We start from the raw sequence: 21,789 nt of genomic DNA on the forward strand, positions 1-21,789 counted from the left end.
CCGCAATAAAGAAAACGCCATTTTCCTCTATTGCGTGGGGTTGGGCAAATCGCACAAAAGGAGAGTGCGTTTTTCTGTCAGGTCGTTAGAATAGCCGCTCTCACTTTTGTTGGAGGCATCCATGTTAGAGTTATTGAAAAGCTTGGTGTTTGCCGTGGTCATGGTGCCAATCGTAATGGCGGTGATTCTCGGTCTTATCTATGGATTGGGTGAAGTCTTTAACGTCTTCTCAAAAGTCGGTCACAACGACCAACCGAAAAAAAACCATTGATTTCCTAACGCCCGCATCAGCGGGCGTTGCATTTCTTCTCTTCCCTTCAGAAATTCAGCAACGGCAATACTGCCGGGATCTGCGAAAGCAGGTACAGCACCAGTCCGATAGAGCCACCAACCAGCGTGCCGTTTATGCGGATAAACTGTAAATCTTTGCCTATATTCAGCTCGATTTGCCGCGACATATCCTGTGCATCCCAGCTTTTGACCGTATCGCTAATATGGCGAGTCAGGAAAGTGGCAAACTCAGGTGCCATTTTCTGCACCGCTAGCTCCAGATGTTCATTGAGTGATGCGCGCAGTGCACTATCGGCAACCAGCGTCTCTCCCAACCACTGCCCAGCCTCTGCAATGCGCTTTTTCATGCGCGAATCTTCAGAATTAACATCCACTTTCAACCATTCGCGCAAATCGCCCCACAGTTCGCCCAGATAGCGGTTAAAAGCCTCATCCTCTTTCAAATAACTTTTTATGCTGTCGGCTTTTTCAGCCATTTGCGGCGAGTTTTTAAGATTGTCGATGAGCTTTAACGTCGCGCGATCAAAAGCCTGACGGATCTGGTGCCCCTGATCGTGGCTGACGTCATCCAGAAACGAATTGACCGCACTGGAAACCAAATCGGCGCTGTGCTCCCCCAGCCATTCGGTGGGTAATACTTTGGCCTTGCGTGGATGCTCTGTTTCCAGCCAGCGGACAATCTGACGGGCGATAAAAGCCCGCGTGCTTTCACGTTTTATCAGCGCCAGCATCTGGGCAATGACGGAGTCGAGTAACTCCTGATGGCGGTTATTTTTAGTCAGACTTTCCAGCAGCAGAGCACTGGAATGGGTCAAATCGACCTTATCGATGGCCTTGTGAACCGCCTGGCGGATTAAGCGTTGGATGCGCGTATCGTCAGTTAAGTCTAAAAATGCGCTCATCACCTGCAACAGATGTTGCCCGACGCGCTGCGCATTGTCGGGCTTGCTGAACCACTGGCCAATCATGTGCGCCGGTTCGTGGCGGCGAATTAAGGCAATCAGGGACTGGGTATCAAGAAACTTCTCCTGCACAAAAATGCCCAGGTTTTCACCAATGCGATCTTTATTGCGCGGAATAATCGCCGTATGACGAGAGATGAAGGGAATCGGTACGCGATGAAACAGCGCTGCCACGGCAAACCAGTCAGCGAGCGCACCCACCATTGCGGCTTCGGCGATAGCTTTTAAGCCGCTCACCCAGAAACCCGGTGGTAAAAAGAGGGTAGTCACAAACGTTACAGCGGCAACCAGCAGTAGGGACAGCGCAAGGCGCTTGGTGCGTTTTAGTTCAGCTATTTTCTCCATTAACTAAGCATAGAACGGCACGCAGCGGATCGGTAGAACAAATTTGCGTTGCGATTAATCTCGCTCTATTTCGATTAACTAAATTTTCCACACCTTCAAATCGTTATAAGAATCTTCCTGTAATCGACTTGCCTGGAGCACACATTTAACGATACTGTATATATATACAGTTATTGTTTGTGAGGATTTTATGGCACCGCTAACTCTTTTTATTTTCTGTTCATCAACAGGTTACGGAGCGTAACTATGGGCGCATTTCCATCACCTGCGCAGGATTATGCAGAAAAGAGCGTCGATATTCGTCAATTAGTGGATGAACATCCGACTGCCACATACTACATGCGGGCATCGGACGATTCGATGATTGAAGGGGGTATCAGCAATGGCGATTTGCTGGTGGTTAATAGCGCAAAAACGGCGGTCCATAACGATATTGTGATTGCGGCGGTGAATGGCGAATTCGTCGTCAGACAATTGCAACTCAGACCCGTTATTCAGCTCATGCCGCTTAATCGCGCCTGCAAACCTATTCATCTCGGTTCAGATGAGGCGCTTGAGGTGTTTGGCGTGGTGACTTATATCGTGAAATCAACGAGGTAATTATGTTTGCCCTGGTTGATGTAAACAGTTTTTACGCAAGTTGCGAAACCATATTCAGGCCTGACCTGAAAGGCAAACCGGTAGTGGTTTTAAGTAACAATGATGGTTGCGTGATTGCACGAAACGCCGAGGCAAAGAACTGTGGTGTGCAAATGGGCGGTCCGTATTTCAAGCAGAAAGATCTCTTCCGCCAACAAGGCGTGACCGCTTTTAGCAGTAATTACGAGTTATATGCTGATATGTCACATCGCGTCATGATGACGCTGGAGGAAATTTGCCCGCGGGTTGAGATCTATTCAATCGATGAGGCTTTTTGTGATTTTTCTGGCGTGAGTCATTGCCGAAATCTGAAAGATCTTGGCCGGGAAATCCGTTCTACTCTTTCGCAGCGCACGCATTTAACGGTAGGCGTGGGGATTGCCCAGACAAAAACCTTAGCCAAACTCGCTAATCACGCAGCAAAACAGTGGCCGCTGGAATCGGGTGGCGTTGTCGACCTGTCTGGCCGTGAGCGGCAACGCCAATTAATGGCAGCGTTCCCGGTTGGCGAAGTATGGGGAATTGGTCGTCGAATCAGTAAAAAGCTTGAAGCGATGGGGATTAAAACGACTCTGCAACTGGCTGATGCGGATATCCGTTTTATACGTAAACATTTCAGTGTCGTGCTCGAGCGCACGGTTCGTGAACTGCGTGGGGAATCTTGTCTGGGATTTGAAGAGTTTGCTCCCACGAAACAGGAAATCATCTGCTCGCGCTCATTTGGGGAGCGGCTGACTGAGTATGAACATATGCGTCAGGCTATTTGCAGCTATGCGGCACGTGCCGCAGAAAAGCTCAGGGGTGAACACCAGTATTGTCGTCATATTTCTGCTTTTGTTAAAACATCCCCTTTCACGGTGAATGAACCTTACTACGGCAACCAGGCGATGGTGAAACTCCTTACCCCAACGCAGGACACCAGAGATATTATTGATGCGGCGACACGCTGCCTGAACACCATCTGGAGAGGTGGGCACCACTATCAAAAAGCAGGGGTGATGCTTTGTGACTTTTTCAGCCAGGGTATTGCACAGCTCAATCTCTTTGATGAAAACCCGCCGCGAGCCAACAGCGAAATGCTGATGCAGGTGATAGACGATATTAATAAGAAGAAAGGCAAAGGGACGATTTATTTTGTGGGGCAGGGGATTGAGCAGCCGTGGCAGATGAAAAGAGCGATGTTGTCACCGCGTTATACGACCCGGCTTTCAGATTTGTTGAGGGTTAAATCGGGGAGCATGTGAGAGGCTCATTTTCTTATGCTGTTCCGTTAACAGCTGGCACACCACATTGCCAGGTAATGGGCGATGGAAAAAATAACCCTGGCAAAACTCAATACCCGCCATTTGCACTTGAGCTAATTCGTCTTGCGTTTCAACGCCTTCAATAAGAATTTCACATTTAACTACCATACATAACTTCACCACTTGTCGCAGGAAGTTAAATCCATCGGGTTTAGCGAGGCCCAACACCATTGATCTATCTAATTTTATTTTATCCAGAGGATAACGAGTCAGATAATGCAGGGTTGAATAGCCAGAGCCAAAATCATCCAGCGCGATTTTAATACCCAAACTTCGCATCTTTTCCAGAACCTCTGCGACACGCACCGGCTCCTGCACCTTTTGTGATTCAGTAATCTCAAATTCGAGCTGCCATCCCGTGGGGAGTGGCTTTGCTAACACTTTGCGAACCACATTCAGCAATCTGTAATCGACCAGTGTCTGAGGTGAAATATTGACGGACAGCGTCATATTTTCTGCATCAGACATATTCTCCCGAACATAATCTAATGCATGTTCCATTACCCAGAAGTCCATCTCCGGCATCAACCCTGTTCTTTCATAATATTTGAGGAAAACAGGCGGCGTTATTTTTCCGCTATCGCTTTGATGGCGAATCAGAACCTCAAGGGCAACGATTTTATGATCGGATAAACGCACCTGTGGCTGAAAATAGAGAATGAACTGGCCGCTGTTTTGCAGCTTCTCAATTTGTCTTTGGGCTTCAATGTAGCTGTTCCCTTCAACAATATGGCTGTAATTCGGCACCATCTCAAAATCTGTCGGTTGAGTCATATTCATCTCACCCGTGAGTAAATCCAGGTCGGGATTGTCGGGAACCGATTGTTTAAGTGAAGTGGTAACGAAGGGGCGATAAATAACGACCCCAAGGCTAATAATCAGAAGATACAAAAACACAGCGCTCACAGAGTGGCCGCTGGCTAGCCAGACTTTGACTGGAGAAGGCGTTGACCAACTGACTATTTCGGAAATCCGCGGAACCATGTCCAGATAAGTTGCGCCGTATGCAACCAGGTAAGACATTAAGGGGACAAGGACAAACGGGATAATCATGACGGGGTTCAGGACAATCGGATAACCAAAAATGAGAGGCTCATTGATATTAAAAATTGCCATGGGTGCCGCTACGCCTAACAAGCGGCGATGGGGGTTTTTGGCTTCCATGAAAATACAAATTATCAAACTCACGGTATTACCCGTTCCGCCAGCATTGCACCACATATCGTAGAATACAGGGCTAAGGATATTCAGCGGGTGATGAAGAGTATGCCAGTCATTGATATTTATTTTTTGTGCCGCAGTAAAAGCAACATCAATATCCAAAAATAGGTAATAACCGTGAAGGCCAAAGAACCATGGCACCGTACGCAAGAGAACATATGAAATGCCATGTAAAAAATCTTTTGGATAAAAATACATGGACAAATTACTGAGAAAATCCATCCCGCTTTTCAGCCAAATGGCAGCACCCAGTTTAATGGCACAACTAAAGAGCGCAATAATACCCAGCGTGGCAAAAAAAGAGATGATATTCGTATAGCTATTGTCTTTCCATGAGCGGAGTTTTAGCAGATTCTCGCTCACCACTTCTTGTAAGTAATTGCCGAAGACTCCAGAAGCCAGCGCTAGGGGGATACTGATGTCTAAGAAGAACTGTGCATTATCATCAAGGATTCGGCGGAAGATCATCAAGGTGCTGATGCTTAGTGCAATACAGTAAATCTGTGAGAGACGGTTTCTGACAGCCCAGTGAACCGCGACATAGATGTTCATCACCAACGGTGCCAGCGCTAAAAAACCAACCTGGAGCTGCATGAACCAGATGGCAGCATTATTAAATCCGGTGGTATCACAGATGACTGATGCAGTAATGACGAGTCCCCGGACGATTGATAAAGGGACAATTGCCATGGTGCTGGCAATAATGGCATGAGCAAATCGATTGTTTAATAAACGACTTTGACTGTTATGCAGACGATGCAGCAGATTGTTGTACAGCCACAGTTTTCTCACAAAGTTACCTGAAATATGTATGCTTATTGATAATTGTATTTAAATGGACAATTGCATGACTAAAAAATGGAATAAATGATATTTACTTCATAATTGAATAATTAAATGCCGTTTCAATTTATTGTTTAAATACACTTCGATAACAAAGAGACATCTGTGGTTTAACTATTACACCCTCTCATAAAAGCAACGACGAGAATGGTACCAATAACAAAGGTAGCCAGTACCTTCGATACTAATCCGGTTATAAAGAAGACAGACCCCAGCACAAGAAAAATAACAAATGCCTTACAATAGTTTGATAACATCTTTAATAACCTGCTAACCCCAGTCAAAAATATTAAACCCCCACTGTTCTGGGGGTATATTTAATCTAGGGTAACAATATTTGTACTGCTAAGTAACTCTGGTAAATGTTCAAAATTACGCATTCAGGTGTGATTATCTGTACACCTTATAGAAGTTAAATTACAGGCAATAAAAAAGCAGCCATAACAGGCTGCTTTCGAAGGGGATGTTGGTCGGCACGGAGAGATTTGAACTCTCGACCCTCGCCACCCCATGACGATGCGCTACCAGGCTGCGCTACGTGCCGAGATCGTGCAAATAATACTACCTTTTTCGCGATCGTTTGCAAGACAGCTTTTTGCTAACTGGTTCATAAATAAACAATCAGTTAGCAATGAAACGCTTCTCGTCGGTTAGCACCTGGAGCAACAACCCAAGTTGAGGCTTGGTTTCTTTGATGCGTTCACCCTGCAAATCGTACATCCGATAGTTACCATTATTATCAAGCACTAACGTCATGTCAGGAAGAGTGACCGCGAGGCTGTTGTTATCCGCACCCACAACCCAGTTATTGCGACGTGTCGCGGCAAACAAGTCTTCACCTTGTGAATACTCGTTGGCTGGATTTTTAACGTGCAACAGGCGCTGCATCAGGGTTGTCATGACATCTTGATGGTCAGTGAGCTTGGTGATGGTTTGTGCTGGTGTGCCAGGCCAATGGATAACTAATGGCACCTCAATACGTGAGCGTGACCATGCAAAGGATTCCTGCTCTTTACCCAGCGGCACGCCATGACCTGCGGTAATAATCACCACCGTATTCTGGAGCTTACCGGAAGCTTCCAGCGCATCAAGCACACGTTTGATTTGCTCATCAACACTAACCGCTGCGCGAGCATAGCGACGAGCAAAGGCCTGCTGATTGGTGTCTGCTGTAATATTGGTGCCATTAAAAGCAACCCAGGAGAACCAGCGGTTATCTTCGGACGCGTATTGGTTTAGCCAGTTAACCCATTGCGTCGCTGTTTGCTCGTCAGACTGGCTTTTTGCAGAAGGTAAAGAGAAGTCTGATAGCAGGGCCTGGCGATACATGGACGAGTCAAAACCATCGGAGGCGAACAGCCCCAGTTGATAGCCTTGCTGGTTCAATGCAGTAATTAAAGCTGCAGGAATTCGGGCGGATAACACGCCATCCATGTAGGCTGGCGAAATGCCGTAGAACAGGCCAAAGATACCGTTATCGGTCCCGTTGCCCGCACTCATATGTTGCGTAAAGTTGATATTGCCCGCCGCAAACTCGCTCAGGTTCGGCAAATCTTTCTGCGTATGTTCAGCATTCAGGCCGTCGACCGTAATCAGCAATACGTTGTGCCCGGTGCCCATATCACGGAATTGGAGGTCGCTCAGTGGATACTGCACCGATACCGCTTCAGGACTACCTTGTTCCACGAGGCGGCGTTGGTACTCTTTTGCATCCAACAGGCCATGTTTTTCGAGGAAGCGGCGGGCCGTCATCGGGTAAGACAGCGGCAGGTTGGCGCGCTGCATGGTTATCGGGCGATAGAAATTCGCATCGGCCCAGATATACATAATATGGCTACTGAAGAAGGCGACGAAGAACAGCACAACCACAGGTTTTGCATAGTGTTTGCGCCGCCCCAGGCTGCGCAGTTTCTGCCAGCTCCAGGTCGCAAACAGCATTTCAATTAATAAAATCACCGGCACGCTGATAAACATCAGTTGCCAGTCGCGCGCCATCTCACTCTGGTCGGGGTTAATCACCAGTTCCCAGACAATCGGATTAAGGTGGAGATGGAAGCGAGTAAAGACTTCGCTGTCGATAAGCAACAACGTCATGCCTGCGGTAGCGAGCGCTGCCGAGACAAAGCGCATCAGGCGTTGTGACATCACAACGAACGTTAGCGGGAAGAGAATCAGCAAGTAGGTGGCGAACACCACAAAGCTAAAATGACCGATAACACTCAGCCAGGAATAAATACGACCTGTGAGCGTTGTCGGCCAGTCGGCGACAAACAAATAGCGGCTACCCAGCAGTGTTGCCAGCAGGATATTGAACAAGGCGAACCAATGTCCCCAACTGACCATCTGGGAAACTTTTTCGCGGTAGCGCTGACGGTTAGTCACCATAACGTGTAACTACGATCCCTTAATGAGCTTTGTCTTCGCTCACGGAGGCTTGCAACGCCTCAGCGAAAGAGCGAGCCAACGAGCGGCGTTGAGCAGAAGCTACGCTGGTATTAATCAAGTTGGTGACCATGTTTCCCAGTACCATCAGGGAAAGATCGGTTGGCGTTTGGTGCTTTTCCAGCACGCTTGCCAGTTCACTCAACAGTTCTTCGACGCGTTCGTCACTATAACGGGATATTTGTGGCATAAATTAACAATCAATTAGATTCAGGAAAGGGCGTTATCTTACCGTAGCAGGACCTATTTTTCTTGAATTATTTAGGTGATGTTGCACATGGCTTCAGGCAATGGTTGAATACCGCCGAGTCTAAAAGGAGAGTTTATCATGAGTCTGGATATCGACCAGATTGCCTTACACCAGTTAATCAAGCGCGGCGAGCAGACACTTGAAGTTGTGTTGCGCGATTCTCTGTTGGCAACGAACGGCGCCGTAGAAGAGATGATGGCTGAATTGCATCGCGTCTACAGCGCAAAAAATAAAGCCTATGGTCTGTTCAGCGAAGAGAGTGAATTGGCGCAAGCGCTACGCTCGCAGCGTAAAGGCGATGAAGATTTCCTCGCATTCAGCCGCGCAGCCACTGGCCGACTGCGTGATGAACTGGCGAAATATCCATTTGCGGATGGCGGCATTGTGCTGTTTTGCCAATATCGTTACCTGGCTGTGGAATATTTGCTGGTGGCGGTGCTGAATAATTTAAGCAGTATGCGCGTCAACGAGGAGCTGGATATCAGTTCTACGCATCACCTGGATATCAACCACGCCGATATCGTGGCGCGTATTGATCTGACCGAATGGGAAACCAATCCAGAATCCACGCGTTATCTGACGTTCCTGAAAGGACGAGTAGGGCGCAAAGTTTCTGACTTCTTTATGGATTTCCTCGGTGCCAGCGAAGGTTTAAACGCCAAAGCGCAGAACAAAGGCTTGTTGCAAGCGTTGGACGACTTCACCAACGAAGCTCAACTGGATAAAAATGAGCGTCAGGCCGCGCGTCAGCAGGTTTATGCATACTGCAACGAGCAACTCCAGTCTGGGGAAGAGATTGAGCTTTCTTCGCTGGCTGATGAGCTACCTTGGGCGGTTGACGACAAAAACTTCCAGCAGTTTACAGCTGATAAAGGCTATGAACTTGAAGAGAGCTTCCCGGCTGACCGTGGCACATTGCGCCAGTTAACCAAGTTCGCCGGTAGCGGTGGTGGGTTAACGATTAGCTTTGACGCCATGTTATTAGGCGAGCGTATTTACTGGGATCCAGCGACTGACACGCTGACTATTAAGGGCACGCCACCGAATCTGCGCGACCAGTTACAACGCCGCAGTTCTGGAAAATAGCCATAAAAAAACCCGCCGAAGCGGGTTTTTTTTCGAGCTAAATTCGCGATTAAGCGCGAACGAAGTCGATGTGGCTCAGTTTTGGCTTGAACGGGTGACGCTGAACAGCCTGAACTTTAACCTTAACTTCTTTACCGTCTACAACCAGAGTCAGAACTTCTTCGTAGAAACCTGGTTTAGCTTGCAGGTTCATTACGTTGTCGTGATCCAGTTCGATAGAGATCGCAGCTTCGGAACCACCATAGATGATTGCCGGGAATTTGTTAGCTGCACGCAGGCGGCGGCTCGCACCCTTGCCCTGCTCTTTGCGTTCTACTGCATTGATAGTAAACATTAACTGTTTCTCTCTTAAATAATCCTGTTACAGGCGACCCAGCAACAGGTAAGTGATCTGCTTTGCGGATGCAAAAGCGGGCGGGATTATAGCCATATCTGGCCTCGGCTTCAATGAAAAGAACCTTTAACCGCGCAATTCATTCGCGCGGCGGAAGCGGCCTTCGTAATCAAATACCTTTTCCCGCACGTTCCAGAAGTTGCCATTTTTGCGTGCAACGACAAAATCCGGATGGCGCAGTGCCGATTGCTGGGCGACGACATCGGCGGCGTTTATCCAGCGCAGCGGCACGCCTGGCGCTCGGCTGTGCGGTCGAATAAACAGCTGTTCAAACGCCATGCGCTGGGCGGGTGTTTGTAGGCGGAACCGTTCGCTGACATCTGCACCATCTTCATCAAAATAGGTAATCTTCAGCCAGTCGCCTTTATCGTCGCCCCCGTGTTGCAGCGTCATTCCCCCGCAGCGTAGAACCAGGGCGTCTTTTAATTTCAGCGCGGCTTTTAACATATCGTCAGGATCGACCAGAACGTGATCGCACTGGTGGCAGCGACGTGCCGCGATATCGTTTTCAGCATGACATTGCGGGCAATTTTTGAAGCGGAAACGGTAATCGCACTGCTCCCTGGAGCCATCGTCATCTTCAAACCAGCCCTGGCAACGGCGGCCAAAGTGTTCAATTAATTTGCCGTCGCTGGTGGTTTTGCCCCAAAAAGTATTCGCAAAACCACAGGAGGGGCAAAAGACTTGCACGGGCACGTTGTCACTTTTGCCTTTTGCTGCGCCGACTTCGGGGGTGAACAAATCATGGGGGTTACCGGCATAGTCGAGGATTAAACAATCTTTTTTGCCAGGAGCCAGGCGCAAACCGCGACCCACAATTTGCTGATAAAGGCTCACGGATTCCGTCGGGCGTAAAATTGCAATCAGATCGACGTGTGGCGCATCAAATCCGGTGGTGAGCACCGAAACGTTCACCAGGAAACGGAATTGCTGATTTTTGAAGGCTTCAATTAATGTATCGCGCGCCGGTCCTGGGGTATCAGCCGTAATCAACGCGGCATCGTTAGAGGGCAGCAGCGCGGTGACTTCTTTAGCGTGTTCAACGGTGGCGGCAAAAATCATTACGCCGCGCCTGTCGGCGGCAAACTCAACAATCTGGCTGATGATATGCGGGGTAATGCGTTTTTGCTGTTTCAGCTCGCGGTTAAGATCCGCTTCGCTAAACAGGCCATTGGATTGCGCCTGCAAGCGGCTGAAATCGTACTGCACTACCGGCATGTCCAGCCGTTCTGGCGGTGTTAAATAGCCGTGCTTAATCATGTACCGCAGCGGTAATTCGTAAATACAGTCCCGGAATAGGGCGTTTTCGTTGCCGCGCACTATGCCGTGATAGTGAAAATGGTAAATCCAGCCTTTTCCTAAACGATAAGGCGTGGCAGTCAGACCTAACAGGCGCAGCTTCGGAGTCGCAGAGCGTAGATGGGCAAGGATTTGCTGATATTGGCTGTCGTCGGAATCGCCGATACGGTGGCATTCATCGACTATCAGTAATGAAAACTCGCCCTTGAATTGCTCAAGATTACGTGCAACAGACTGCACGCTGCCAAAAACCACTTTGCCGTTGCTCTCTTTACGTTGCAGCCCGGCGGCAAAAATATCGGCTTCCAGCCCGAGCGCACAATATTTCGCATGGTTTTGCGCCACGAGTTCTTTGACGTGTGCCAGCACCAGCACCCGTCCGCGAGCCACTCGGGCAAGTTCGGCAATCACCAGGCTTTTCCCCGCACCCGTTGGCAACACAATGACTGCTGGCGTGATGTGCTTGCGGAAATGGGCGAGCGTGGCGTCCACGGCTTCTTGTTGGTAGGGGCGTAAAATAAAGGACATTATTGATCAGGTCTATGAAACATCAGCGTCGATTATGCCATGAAACAGGGTTTTAGCTTGAGAGAGTTTTCTATCCCGCTATACTGGCAAACTAATTAACAGGCAAATCAATTTTTCCTTATAAAATGGGCGAATGCCCTGCTGGCCATTTGGTGCTGGCTCCTCTTTGAAACAGGCAATATTTTAATGCGACTCGATAAATTTATCTCTCAGCAACTTGGCGTGAGCCGCGCTATTTCTGGCCGTGAAATCCGTGCCAGCCGTGTCACCATTGATGGTGAAGTAGTGCGTGACGCCTCTTTTAAACTGAACCCGGAACATCAGGTTGAGTTTGATGGCCGTTCGTTGACTCAGGAAAATGGCCCTCGCTACTTTATGCTTAATAAGCCGCAGGGTTATGTCTGTTCCACCGAAGATCCGGATCACCCGACCGTGCTCTATTTCCTGGATGAGCCGATGGCGCACAAACTGCATGCTGCAGGGCGCCTGGATATCGATACCACTGGGCTGGTGCTGATGACCGATGATGGGCAATGGTCGCATCGCATTACTTCTCCGCGCCATCATTGTGAAAAAACCTATCTGGTGACGCTGGAAAATCCGGTGTCCGATGACACGGCAGAACAATTCGCCGCAGGCGTTCAATTGCATAATGAAAAAGATCTGACGTTACCGGCGGTTATGGAGGTCATCACGCCGTTTGAGGTGCGTTTGACCATCAAAGAAGGGCGTTATCACCAGGTAAAACGCATGTTCGCCGCAGTGGGGAACCATGTTGTAGGCCTGCATCGTGAGCGTATTGGCGCTGTTGCAATGGACGCCAGTCTCGCACCAGGTGAATATCGCCGCTTAACCGAAGAAGAAATTGCAAGCTTTGGCATGCCGCCACGTTAATCCCCGGAGGATGTGTTGAGTAGTAAGCAAAACTCGTCAATTGGTATTGTGGTGATACTTGGCCTGTTGGCCATGTTAATGCCGCTGTCCATCGATATGTATTTACCGGCTCTGCCGGTTATTGCCTCGGAATTTGGCGTGCCGGCTGGCAGCGCGCAAATGACGCTAAGCACCTATATTCTCGGTTTCGCTATTGGCCAGCTATTTTATGGACCGATGGCTGACAGCATTGGTCGTAAGCCTGTGGTGCTCGGGGGGACGCTCATCTTTGCCGCGGCGGCAATTGCTTGTGCGCTTTCACAGACGATTGATCACCTGATTGCGATGCGTTTTCTTCACGGCCTGTCGGCTGCCGCTGCAAGTGTCGTGATCAACGCCCTGATGCGCGATATTTATCCGAAAGAAGAGTTCTCACGCATGATGTCGTTCGTCATGCTGATAACAACCATTGCGCCGCTGGTTGCGCCAATGGTTGGGGGCGCAGTGCTGGTGTGGTTTAGCTGGCACGCCATCTTCTGGATTCTGGCACTGGCAGCCCTGCTGGCTTCAGGGATGATTTTCTTCCTGATCCACGAAACGCTACCGGTTGAGCGTCGCCAGAAGTTTCATTTGCGTACGACGATCGGTAACTTCGCCACATTGTTCCGCCACAAACGTGTGTTGAGTTATATGCTGGCGAGCGGTTTCAGCTTTGCGGCAATGTTCTCATTTTTGAGCGCTGGGCCGTTTGTTTACATTGAACTGAATCATGTCGCGCCGCAGCATTTCGGCTACTACTTCGCGCTTAACATTGTCTTCTTGATCATCATGACGCTGATTAACAGTCGCTTTGTGCGCCATTTTGGCCCACTGGCAATGTTCCGCTTCGGGCTGTTTGTGCAGTTTGCTATGGCAATCTGGCTGGTGGTGAGCACTGGGCTGGATCTCGGCTTTTGGTCGATGGTGCTGGGGATTGCGGTATTTGTCGGCTGCGTGTCGATGGTTTCTTCGAATGCGATGGCGGTTATTCTTGATGAATTTCCCCATATGGCGGGAACCGCCTCTTCATTGGCAGGGACATTCCGCTTTGGTATCGGTGCATTAACGGGCGCATTGCTCTCGATTGCGACCTTTAACACCGCGTGGCCAATGATTTGGTCGATTGCGGTTTGCGCTACGTGTTCAATCGTTTTCTATGTCTATGCCAGTCGCCCTCGCTTAACCACGAAATAATCCGAAAGTCTTAAAACGGGTATCGCCAGATGCCCGTTCTTTAATCCAAATCAACGAAAATCCCACCCAAACGCCTACAATTTGTTTCTCAAATGTAAACGCATCAACAACAAAAAGTCACATTCTTGTAGTTAAAAAGGTTGAGTTACATCGCAGAAAGCGTTACATATAGCGCCGAAACGTGTGCAGCTCCACAAAAATAAAACGTTAAATGTGAAATGGTAGACAAATAATTACAACGGATGTAAGCGGTTTCCAGGTTGTTTACACACAATTAACCAACATTGTGTTAACCTTTATGTAAATCGTTTGTGAAATAATTTTGGATTTTTTTGGGGATACCACAGTGAATACGTTACAGCTTTCCATCGTTCATCGCTTACCACATAGCTATCGTTGGCTGGCAGGTTTTGCGGGTTCCAGAGTTGAACCGATTCCGCAAAATGGGCAGGGTGCCGAAAATTGTCTGATTGGCCTTAAATTGCTGAGCGACAGTAACAGTGATTCAGCCTGGCCGACGATGCAAAAATTAAGCCTCGCGTTACGAGATATTGAAGTGGATTCTGCGGTTGTCGAGTGTGAAGGCCAGCCTTGTCTGTTTGTTAATCGCCAGGATGAACAAACCGCAACCTGCCGCCTGAAAAACTTTGGCGTCGCGATTGCTGAGTCTTTCTCCAGCGCTAATCCATTTTAACGCTTAAATTCATCAGGCAAGTGCGAGTAACTGGCGTGTATATTCCGCCTGAGGCGCGGCAAAAATTTGCTGACATGCCCCTTGTTCCACCACTTCACCCTGCCGCAGCACCACAACCTGATGGCATAAAGACTTCACCACTCGCAAATCATGGCTGATAAAAATGTAGGCCAGCTGATGTTTTTCCTGCAATGACTTCAGCAGTGCAAGAATTTGCGCCTGGACTGAGCGATCGAGCGAAGAGGTCGGTTCATCAAGAATAATCAACTCTGGCTGCAAAATGAGCGCCCTGGCAATCGCAATGCGCTGTCGCTGCCCGCCTGAAAACTCCGCTGGATAGCGATGCATTGTTTCCGGATCTAATCCCACTTCCTGCATGGCAACGATCACTTTCTGCTCGCGTTGCGCAGCACTTAACGCAGGTTGATGGACGCGCAAACCCTCTTCAATAATCTGTAAAACATCCAGTCGCGGATTTAACGATGAATTGGGATCCTGAAAAACGACCTGAATACGACGGCGCAAAGGCAGCAGCTTTTTGCGGTTAAGTTCATGCAACGCCACCCCATCGAACCAAATCTCACCGCTGGAATGAATGAGCCGTAACAACGCAAGGCCAGTGGTACTTTTCCCCGAACCCGACTCCCCAACCAGGCCGATACTTTCACCGGCTCGAAGTGAAAAACTCAGATCTTTAATCCCATAGTTGTAGCCGATGGTTTTCTTGAGCAGGCCCCGACGAATGGGGAAGGCGACTTGTAAATCATGAACTTTGAGTAGGGGAGAAGTCGACTCGTCAACCGGGCGCGGGCTGCCAGAAGGTTCTGCCGCCAGCAGTTGCTGAGTGTAGGTATGTTGCGGCGCAGATAACAATTTCACCGCCGAGTTTTGCTCAACACATTTGCCGTAGCGCATGACCGCCACATTATCTGCCAGCTTTTTGACGATACTCAGATTATGCGTGATAAACAACAGCCCCATATTTAGCTCTTGTTTGAGTTCTTTGAGCAGTTGCAGAATTTGCGCCTGCACGGTGACGTCCAGTGCGGTCGTCGGTTCATCGGCAATCAGCAGTTCCGGGCGGGTGAGCAGCGCCATTGCAATCATTACGCGCTGGCGCTCGCCACCGGAAAGCTGGTGCGGAAAGTCATTTAAACGATTTGCCGCGTTGCGAATGCCGACTCTATCGAGGCAAGTCAGCATTTCTGCGCGTGCCGCTTCACGGCGCATGCCACGGTGCAGGGATAACACTTCATAAAGCTGCTTTTCAATATTATGTAACGGATTGAGCGAAACCATTGGCTCCTGGAAAATCATGGCGATTTTATTACCGCGCACGGTACGAAGCAGTCGTTCAGGCGCGTGTAATAATTCCTGGCCTTTAAAGAAGATTTCGCCAGCGGGATAAAGCACCGGCGGGGCGGGCAATAAGCGTAAAACTGATAATGCCGTAACGCTTTTTCCGGAACCTGACTCGCCAACCAGCGCCAGCGTTTCGCCCGCGTTCACCTCAAGTGATAAATCATCCACCACTTGCCTGATGGTATCGCCGCTGCGAAAAGCCACGGATAAATTCTTAATGGACAGCAGTGGAGTCGTCATATCAGTGCGCCTTACTCGGGTCAAAGGCGTCGCGCACTGCTTCGCCAATAAAAATAAGTAACGTCAGCAAAATGGCCAGAGAGAAAAATGCGGTAATCCCAAGCCACGGAGCCTGAAGGTTATTTTTCCCTTGCAACAGCAATTCACCGAGGGACGGAGAACCAAGCGGTAGTCCGAAGCCTAAGAAATCCAGCGAGGTGAGAGTGGTAATGGAACCACAAAGAATAAACGGCAAAAATGTCAGCGTAGCCACCATGGCATTTGGCAGCATATGACGCAGGATGATTGACCTGTCACTCACACCCATGGCCTGCGCGGCGCGAATATAGTCGAAATTTCGCGTACGGAGAAACTCAGCACGTACCACGCCCACCAGACTCATCCAGCCAAACAAAACGGTAATACCCAGCAGCCACCAAAAATTCGGCTGAATGACGCTCGAAAGCAGAATTATCAGGAATAACGTCGGCATTCCTGACCATACTTCGATAAAACGCTGCCCCCATAAATCCACCCGCCCGCCGTAATAGCCTTGTACCGCTCCTGCAAGGATGCCAATAACGCTGGAAAATAGCGTCAGCATCAGGCCGAAGAGGATTGAAATACGCGTGCCGTAAAGAATACGCGCCAGCACATCGCCGCCATTAGCGTCTGTTCCAAGCCAGTTCTGGCTGCTCGGGGGGGAAGGAAAAGGAACCGTGGTGGCAAAGTTAATCGCATTAGAACCAAAGCGGATCGGCGCCCACAGCACCCAACCATTTTGGTTCAGGCGCTGCGCAAGCCACGGATCCTGATAATCAGCAGGGGTTGCCAACGGGCCGCCGAAATCGCTTTCACTGTAATTGGTGAGGAAAGGAAAATAGAGACGTTCCTGATAATGCACGATGAGCGGACGATCGTTGGCTATCAACTCAGATCCAAGACTGAGCAAGAACAGAACGCCGAATACCCATAGCGACCAATAGCCACGTTTGTTTTGGCGTAAACGCGCCCAGCGGGCCTGATTAACGGGACTTAAATGGCTCATCCTCGCCCCTCGAAATCAATACGCGGATCAACCAGCGTGTAAGTAATGTCGCTCAGAATATTAAGCAGTAGACCAATCAGGGTAAAAATGTAAAGCGTGCCAAACATCACCGGATAGTCGCGAGAAATAGTCGAGTCATAGCCGAGCAATCCCAGTCCGTTAAGTGAAAACATCACTTCGATCAGCAGCGACCCGGTAAAAAACATACTGATGAACGTGGCAGGAAAACCGGCAATCACTAAAAGCATGGCGTTGCGAAACACATGCCGGTAGAGAATCTTATTTTCATCCAGCCCCTTGGCTCGAGCCGTAACGACGTATTGCTTGCGGATTTCGTCGAGAAATGAGTTTTTCGTCAGCATCGTTAACGTTGCAAAACCGCCGACGACGGTCGCCAACACCGGCAGCGTTATGTGCCAAAGATAATCAATGATTTTCCCGTACCACGGCAGGGTATCGAAATTGGTAGAAACCAGACCACGCAGCGGGAACCAGTCCAGATAACTGCCGCCGGCAAACAAAACAATCAGCAAAATAGCGAACAGGAAGGCTGGGATCGCATAGCCAATAATAATAAAAGTGCTGCTCCAGATATCAAAACTGCTGCCATTGCTGACCGCCTTGCGTATGCCGAGCGGAATCGACACCAGGTAGATAATTAAGGTGCTCCACAAACCAATCGAGATAGAAACCGGCAGGCTTTCTTTGATGAGATTTAAAACCGATGCGCTGCGAAACAGGCTGTTGCCGAAATCAAAGCGCAGGTAATCGCCCAGCATTTTGAAGTAGCGTTCATGAATGGGTTTATCAAAGCCGTAGCGATGGGTGATTTCGGCAATCACTTCCGGGTCGAGGCCGCGAGCACCGCGATACTGGCTGTCAGTTGCGTTAGCTACGCCAACACGCGCATGGCCGCTGCCCATGGTATCTGTTGCCATACCAGGAACGCCGACGCCGTGACCCAACTGTATGGCGGCGATAGCCTGATCAACAGGGCCGCCTGGCGCTATCTGAACAATGAAAAAATTAATGGTGATAATCGCCCACAACGTAGGGATGATTAGCAGCAAACGACGTAACAGATAACTTCCCATGTTGTGCCCTTAACGTCGGTTTTCTGGTAGTTGAGCGGCTTTGTTTACGTCATACCACCAGGTATCAAACCCGGTGGTATATAACGGATGAATCGCAGGTTTTGAGAATTTACTCCACCAGGCAAAGCGGTCTGCGGCCATGTACCACATAGGAATCATGTAATAATTCCACGTCAGAACACGATCCAGTGCGCGGCCTAACGGCAGCAGTTTCTGTTTATTACCTTGATTAGCCACAATTTCAGAGGCCAGTTTGTCGATGACCGGGTTTTTTACGCCAGGGGCATTGTAGGTGGAATCGACATATTCGGATGCCCACGCGATTTGTACATCAGCACTGGGGTAAGGCATTGCGCTGTAGAGCGTCGGCATCATGTCATAATCGCGGGTACGCAGGCGGTTGGTCAGTTGCGAGTTATCGACCTGGCGAATTTCCATCGTGACCCCCAGGCGTTGCAGGTTGTGCTGGAAGGGTAAAATCCATTGTGTATTACCGGTAGTGGCCGTCAGTAATTCAAAGACGAAGGGTTTCCCCGTTTTAACATTGATAAGTTTTTGGTCTTTAAGTTCCCATCCCGCCTCTTTGAATAACGTCAGAGCTTTGAGTAGATTGTCACGATCAAAACCATTGCCGCTGGATTTTGGCGGGTTGTAGACAGTCGTGAAGATTTCTGGCGGTAAATCTTTTTTCATCGGGGCCAGTAAAGTCAGCTCATCGGCATCAGGGTAATCACGAGCGGCATACTCGGTGTTCTGGAAATAGCTGTTGGCACGGCTGTAGGCGTTATAAAACAGCGCCTTGTTCATCCATTCAAAATCAAATGCCAGGCCAACGGCTTCGCGGACTTTTCGGTCTGCAAAGATCGGGCGTTGGACATTAAAAGCCAGCCAGCGCGTATCTTGCGCCGCTTCGTTAGGCTGTTCTTCTTTGACGATGAAATGATTAGCGAAGTTTTTGCCGATGTAACGGGTTGCCCAGTTCTTGGCCGATGCTTCGTTGCGAAAATCAAACGCACCGGCTTTGAAGGCCTCGAAGGCGACATTATCGTCAAGATAATAATCATAACGGATGGAGTCAAAATTCCAGCGCCCACGGTTGACGGGCAAATTGGCGGCCCAGTAATCCCTGACGCGTGAATAGGTGATGTACTGCCCCATGCGCCACGCGGTAATTTTATAGGGGCCGCTGGCTGGAGGTGGTTTAGAAAGCGGGTCGCTGAGCTTATGGTCTTTCCAGAATTGCTCAGGGAACACTGGCAGAGAGAACAGCCCCAGCATTCGTTCTTTGCTCGGTTCTGCCAGCTCGATGCGCACCGTTAAAGGCGCGATAGCTTTGACCTTCGCACCTTTATAAATCAGGCGAAACTGCGGTACACCTTCGGTCATGAATTTATTAAAGGTGAAAGCAACGTCGCTGGCTTTTATCGGGGTGCCATCGTGAAAACGCGCCCTGGGATTGATTTCGATTTCAGCCCAGGCAAAGTTGTCAGGGTAACGCGCCATTTCACCAATTAACGGGTAGTAGCTGCCGGGTTCATCATCGGATGTGGTAAACAGCGTGTCATAAAGAGTTTCAGTGCGCACACCGGCATTGCCACGCAAAGCATAACGGTTGAAATTATCAAAGGTCCCTATCGCCGAGAGCGTGATGTTTCCGCCCTTTGGGGCCGCAGGATTGACGTAATCGAAATGGGTGAAGTTAATGGCGTATTTAGGCTCACCTAAAACGGCAAATGAATAACTTTCCTTGATGTTTTCGGCCTGGCTTTGGAAAGTCATCAGGCAAAGGCTTAGCAGAGCGAAGGCGCGAGCTAACATCGTATGGGCCAATCCTTGTAACGTCATGATGATGAATCATAAGTTATACCCACGATACTTCAAGCCGCATCTTTGTCAGACGTCAGGAGTTACTCTGAAAAACCCGCACCTTTAAGCTCATCGTACGTTTTTGTTTCCTCTTCCCATTTCTTCAATTGCTCGAAGGTGAGAGGGCGTGCGAAGTAGAAGCCCTGCAAGTAATTAACACCCTGTTCCATTAGCCATCTGGCTTGCTCTGGCGTCTCAACACCTTCGGCAACGGTGGTCATGCTCAGTTTTCGGGCAAGCGTTAACACCGCATCAAGCACCGGAGAAGTGACCGTTTCAAGGCCAATAGAATTCACAAAGCCTCTGTCTATCTTGAGATAATCAAGTTTGAAACGCTCAAGATAAATCAGTGCACTGTGTCCGGTTCCAAAATCATCAACCGCAATTTCATACCCTTGCTCGTGCATCCAGTGGAACAGACAGCTGGCTTCGTTTTCCTTAACCATATCGCGTTCCGTGATTTCAAAAATTAGCTGAAAATGAGGAGGGGGTAATGAGGCTGCAAAAGCCTGAATATCTTCTTTGAAAGTGGGGGAGTGCAGATGGCTGGGAGCCAGATTGACACCGAGTCGCGCTCCTGCGGGTAAAACTTGTTGCAGCCTTCTGGCATCACGCGCAATTAACTCAAATAAATGGCGTGTGAGGGGAACAATCAGTTGCTGTGCTTCTGCAAAAGCAATAAATGCATCGGGGGGGATAGACCCGGCAATAGGATGGTTCCAGCGCATCAAGACTTCAACGCCGGACATTTTCAAGTTTTTGGCATTCACAACCGGTTGATAAACGACATAAAACTGCCCGCGTTTAATCCCTGTGAGAATTTCTTTACCTGAGCGTAATCGTACCGTCAGTAACCAGGCGCATAACGCTGCGCCAATAATACCGAAGACAAGCCCGGTCAGGATGGAGATTTGAATATCTTCAACGGGCCAGGTTTTGCCGTACAACGCTATCCTGATGGGATAGCCTTTGATGGAGACCACGCGAGTGGGATGCTGCGGCAGCTCAGATACATTCATCACATTGCTGGAAAGGGTGGTCAGCGCTTTGTCGCCAGCGATTATCGCCATCGATAGCACATCACTTTGGCGGGTGGAGAACAGTAAATAAGGTGTGAGGTTCACATTCAGCGTCGCGAAAACACCTTTCCCTTGAATCACCGGGTTTTTAAACCATGCGGCAATCGTGGGTTTGCCCGGCATCATGGGAGTGCCATGTAAGATATCAATATCGATATTGGCGTTGATGTCTATATCAGGGACAAGCTCATGCATATCGAGCATCATGCCGCCCGTTGCAGAAGAGCAGTAAGCAAAACCATCACGAACTAAAACAAAAGCGCGAACGTTAGCGTTAAAAGCAGCGCTTGATGTCAGCTCGCCCGAAACCTGGTGGCAATCAGAAAGGGTTAATGGCTGAATACCGCTCGTCGTGGATTGAAGATCTTGAAAAAAGTTACTCAGATAATCGCGGATATCTGTGGAAAGCGTGTCATAGCTTGCCTCCCGCTTACTGTGTAGCGTCAGACTGGTTATTCCACCGATCAGCAGTGCGGTAAGTACACCAGCCAAAATACTGAAGGCGGCGATTTGCCGGACTGAGGTGAAGTATCGTGAAAAAAGTATTTTCGAAAACATGGATAAATGGTTCCTGCATGAGCAAGAGACTTATTGTTTATAAGTATTTTTTCCGACTATAACGCAAAAGTTGCAACTGCGTCATAAAGTTTCGAACGTAAATTATAAATATTGTTAAAACGGATAAGCGAATGAATTCTAAGCCAAAATTTAGGCAAT

General features: G+C 49.0%; 18 protein-coding genes and 1 tRNA gene. 7 read left to right on the forward strand and 12 right to left on the reverse strand.

From position 1 onward, the window contains the following. Positions 1-121 precede the first annotated feature (121 nt). A complete protein-coding gene (locus M2371_RS01575; RefSeq protein WP_034497082.1) occupies positions 122-271 on the forward strand; it encodes an AcrZ family multidrug efflux pump-associated protein in 150 nt (49 codons plus the stop codon). A 46-nt stretch (positions 272-317) separates the two neighbouring features. On the opposite strand, the gene M2371_RS01580 is transcribed toward M2371_RS01575, so the two are convergent. Continuing rightward, a complete protein-coding gene (locus M2371_RS01580) occupies positions 318-1,598 on the reverse strand; it encodes a DUF445 domain-containing protein (protein WP_034497080.1) in 1,281 nt (426 codons plus the stop codon). A gap of 246 nt (positions 1,599-1,844) precedes the next feature. Between M2371_RS01580 and umuD the strand changes: the two genes are divergently transcribed. After that, on the forward strand, positions 1,845-2,198 hold the full coding sequence (gene umuD, locus M2371_RS01585; RefSeq protein ID WP_051873723.1) for a translesion error-prone DNA polymerase V autoproteolytic subunit: 354 nt from the start codon (positions 1,845-1,847) through the stop codon (positions 2,196-2,198). 2 nt (positions 2,199-2,200) lie between these two features. Next, positions 2,201-3,481 carry a Y-family DNA polymerase gene (locus tag M2371_RS01590; RefSeq protein ID WP_172893598.1) on the forward strand — a complete coding sequence of 427 codons (1,281 nt, stop codon included), beginning with the start codon at positions 2,201-2,203 and terminating at the stop codon, positions 3,479-3,481. On the opposite strand, the gene M2371_RS01595 is transcribed toward M2371_RS01590, so the two are convergent. From M2371_RS01595 to M2371_RS01610, 4 genes are all read right to left on the reverse strand, one after another. Then, positions 3,446-5,554: an EAL domain-containing protein gene (locus M2371_RS01595; protein ID WP_259266708.1), complete on the reverse strand. Its 2,109-nt coding sequence runs from the start codon at positions 5,552-5,554 to the stop codon at positions 3,446-3,448. The genes M2371_RS01590 and M2371_RS01595 overlap by 36 nt on opposite strands. 518 nt (positions 5,555-6,072) lie before the next feature. Further along, positions 6,073-6,149, reverse strand: a tRNA-Pro gene (locus M2371_RS01600). A 77-nt stretch (positions 6,150-6,226) separates the two neighbouring features. Continuing rightward, on the reverse strand, positions 6,227-7,990 hold the full coding sequence (yejM, locus tag M2371_RS01605) for an LPS biosynthesis-modulating metalloenzyme YejM (RefSeq protein ID WP_034497073.1): 1,764 nt from the start codon (positions 7,988-7,990) through the stop codon (positions 6,227-6,229). Positions 7,991-8,009: 19 nt separating this feature from the next. Further along, complete coding sequence (locus tag M2371_RS01610; RefSeq protein ID WP_034458713.1) at positions 8,010-8,237, reverse strand: YejL family protein; 228 nt, start codon at positions 8,235-8,237, stop codon at positions 8,010-8,012. 138 nt (positions 8,238-8,375) lie between these two features. Between M2371_RS01610 and yejK the strand changes: the two genes are divergently transcribed. Further along, positions 8,376-9,383 carry a nucleoid-associated protein YejK gene (gene yejK / locus M2371_RS01615; protein WP_115627764.1) on the forward strand — a complete coding sequence of 336 codons (1,008 nt, stop codon included), beginning with the start codon at positions 8,376-8,378 and terminating at the stop codon, positions 9,381-9,383. A 49-nt stretch (positions 9,384-9,432) separates the two neighbouring features. Here the strand turns inward: yejK and rplY are convergent, their stop codons facing one another. Together rplY and M2371_RS01625 are read right to left on the reverse strand one after the other, a co-directional pair. Beyond that, complete coding sequence (gene rplY, locus M2371_RS01620) at positions 9,433-9,717, reverse strand: 50S ribosomal protein L25 (protein WP_034497069.1); 285 nt, start codon at positions 9,715-9,717, stop codon at positions 9,433-9,435. Between the two features lie 126 nt (positions 9,718-9,843). Continuing rightward, entirely contained in the window at positions 9,844-11,604 is a 1,761-nt protein-coding gene (locus tag M2371_RS01625) for a DEAD/DEAH box helicase (protein ID WP_259266709.1), read from the reverse strand. A gap of 186 nt (positions 11,605-11,790) precedes the next feature. On the opposite strand from M2371_RS01625, the gene rsuA reads away from it, so the two are divergent. From rsuA to M2371_RS01640, 3 genes are all read left to right on the forward strand, one after another. After that, a complete protein-coding gene (gene rsuA, locus M2371_RS01630; protein WP_259266710.1) occupies positions 11,791-12,498 on the forward strand; it encodes a 16S rRNA pseudouridine(516) synthase RsuA in 708 nt (235 codons plus the stop codon). A 15-nt stretch (positions 12,499-12,513) separates the two neighbouring features. Continuing rightward, positions 12,514-13,710: a Bcr/CflA family multidrug efflux MFS transporter gene (locus M2371_RS01635; RefSeq protein ID WP_259266711.1), complete on the forward strand. Its 1,197-nt coding sequence runs from the start codon at positions 12,514-12,516 to the stop codon at positions 13,708-13,710. Between the two features lie 346 nt (positions 13,711-14,056). Further along, positions 14,057-14,404, forward strand: a complete 348-nt coding sequence (locus M2371_RS01640; protein WP_034497123.1) for a YejG family protein — start codon at positions 14,057-14,059, stop codon at positions 14,402-14,404. A gap of 12 nt (positions 14,405-14,416) precedes the next feature. Here the strand turns inward: M2371_RS01640 and yejF are convergent, their stop codons facing one another. The 5 genes from yejF to M2371_RS01665 all read right to left on the reverse strand — a co-directional run bounded on the left by yejF (position 14,417) and on the right by M2371_RS01665 (position 21,630). After that, a complete protein-coding gene (gene yejF, locus M2371_RS01645) occupies positions 14,417-16,006 on the reverse strand; it encodes a microcin C ABC transporter ATP-binding protein YejF (protein WP_172893602.1) in 1,590 nt (529 codons plus the stop codon). A 1-nt stretch (position 16,007) separates the two neighbouring features. Then, positions 16,008-17,033, reverse strand: a complete 1,026-nt coding sequence (locus M2371_RS01650; protein WP_259266712.1) for an ABC transporter permease — start codon at positions 17,031-17,033, stop codon at positions 16,008-16,010. Further along, a complete protein-coding gene (locus tag M2371_RS01655) occupies positions 17,030-18,127 on the reverse strand; it encodes a microcin C ABC transporter permease YejB (protein ID WP_034497056.1) in 1,098 nt (365 codons plus the stop codon). Before M2371_RS01655 ends, M2371_RS01650 begins: the two co-directional genes overlap by 4 nt. A gap of 9 nt (positions 18,128-18,136) precedes the next feature. Next, positions 18,137-19,945 carry an extracellular solute-binding protein gene (locus M2371_RS01660; RefSeq protein ID WP_172893604.1) on the reverse strand — a complete coding sequence of 603 codons (1,809 nt, stop codon included), beginning with the start codon at positions 19,943-19,945 and terminating at the stop codon, positions 18,137-18,139. An 89-nt stretch (positions 19,946-20,034) separates the two neighbouring features. Next, the gene (locus M2371_RS01665; protein WP_259266713.1) at positions 20,035-21,630 is read right to left on the reverse strand and encodes a cyclic di-GMP phosphodiesterase; all 1,596 of its coding nucleotides are present in this window, start codon (positions 21,628-21,630) and stop codon (positions 20,035-20,037) included. Positions 21,631-21,789: the final 159 nt, after the last annotated feature.

The sequence above is a fragment of the Buttiauxella sp. BIGb0471 genome, assembly GCF_024807715.1.
Classification (GTDB): Bacteria; Pseudomonadota; Gammaproteobacteria; order Enterobacterales; family Enterobacteriaceae; genus Buttiauxella; species Buttiauxella agrestis.

What these genes read in the sequence shown, in the direction of transcription:
- M2371_RS01650 (WP_259266712.1), bottom strand. Translation starts at nt 17,033, where the DNA reads ATGAGCCATTTAAGTCCCGTTAATCAGGCCCGCTGGGCGCGTTTACGC.
- umuD (WP_051873723.1), top strand. Translation starts at nt 1,845, where the DNA reads ATGGGCGCATTTCCATCACCTGCGCAGGATTATGCAGAAAAGAGCGTC.
- M2371_RS01580 (WP_034497080.1), bottom strand. Translation starts at nt 1,598, where the DNA reads ATGGAGAAAATAGCTGAACTAAAACGCACCAAGCGCCTTGCGCTGTCC.
- rplY (WP_034497069.1), bottom strand. Translation starts at nt 9,717, where the DNA reads ATGTTTACTATCAATGCAGTAGAACGCAAAGAGCAGGGCAAGGGTGCG.
- M2371_RS01590 (WP_172893598.1), top strand. Translation starts at nt 2,201, where the DNA reads ATGTTTGCCCTGGTTGATGTAAACAGTTTTTACGCAAGTTGCGAAACC.
- M2371_RS01575 (WP_034497082.1), top strand. Translation starts at nt 122, where the DNA reads ATGTTAGAGTTATTGAAAAGCTTGGTGTTTGCCGTGGTCATGGTGCCA.
- rsuA (WP_259266710.1), top strand. Translation starts at nt 11,791, where the DNA reads ATGCGACTCGATAAATTTATCTCTCAGCAACTTGGCGTGAGCCGCGCT.
- M2371_RS01665 (WP_259266713.1), bottom strand. Translation starts at nt 21,630, where the DNA reads ATGTTTTCGAAAATACTTTTTTCACGATACTTCACCTCAGTCCGGCAA.
- M2371_RS01655 (WP_034497056.1), bottom strand. Translation starts at nt 18,127, where the DNA reads ATGGGAAGTTATCTGTTACGTCGTTTGCTGCTAATCATCCCTACGTTG.
- yejM (WP_034497073.1), bottom strand. Translation starts at nt 7,990, where the DNA reads ATGGTGACTAACCGTCAGCGCTACCGCGAAAAAGTTTCCCAGATGGTC.
- yejF (WP_172893602.1), bottom strand. Translation starts at nt 16,006, where the DNA reads ATGACGACTCCACTGCTGTCCATTAAGAATTTATCCGTGGCTTTTCGC.
- M2371_RS01625 (WP_259266709.1), bottom strand. Translation starts at nt 11,604, where the DNA reads ATGTCCTTTATTTTACGCCCCTACCAACAAGAAGCCGTGGACGCCACG.
- M2371_RS01610 (WP_034458713.1), bottom strand. Translation starts at nt 8,237, where the DNA reads ATGCCACAAATATCCCGTTATAGTGACGAACGCGTCGAAGAACTGTTG.
- yejK (WP_115627764.1), top strand. Translation starts at nt 8,376, where the DNA reads ATGAGTCTGGATATCGACCAGATTGCCTTACACCAGTTAATCAAGCGC.
- M2371_RS01660 (WP_172893604.1), bottom strand. Translation starts at nt 19,945, where the DNA reads ATGTTAGCTCGCGCCTTCGCTCTGCTAAGCCTTTGCCTGATGACTTTC.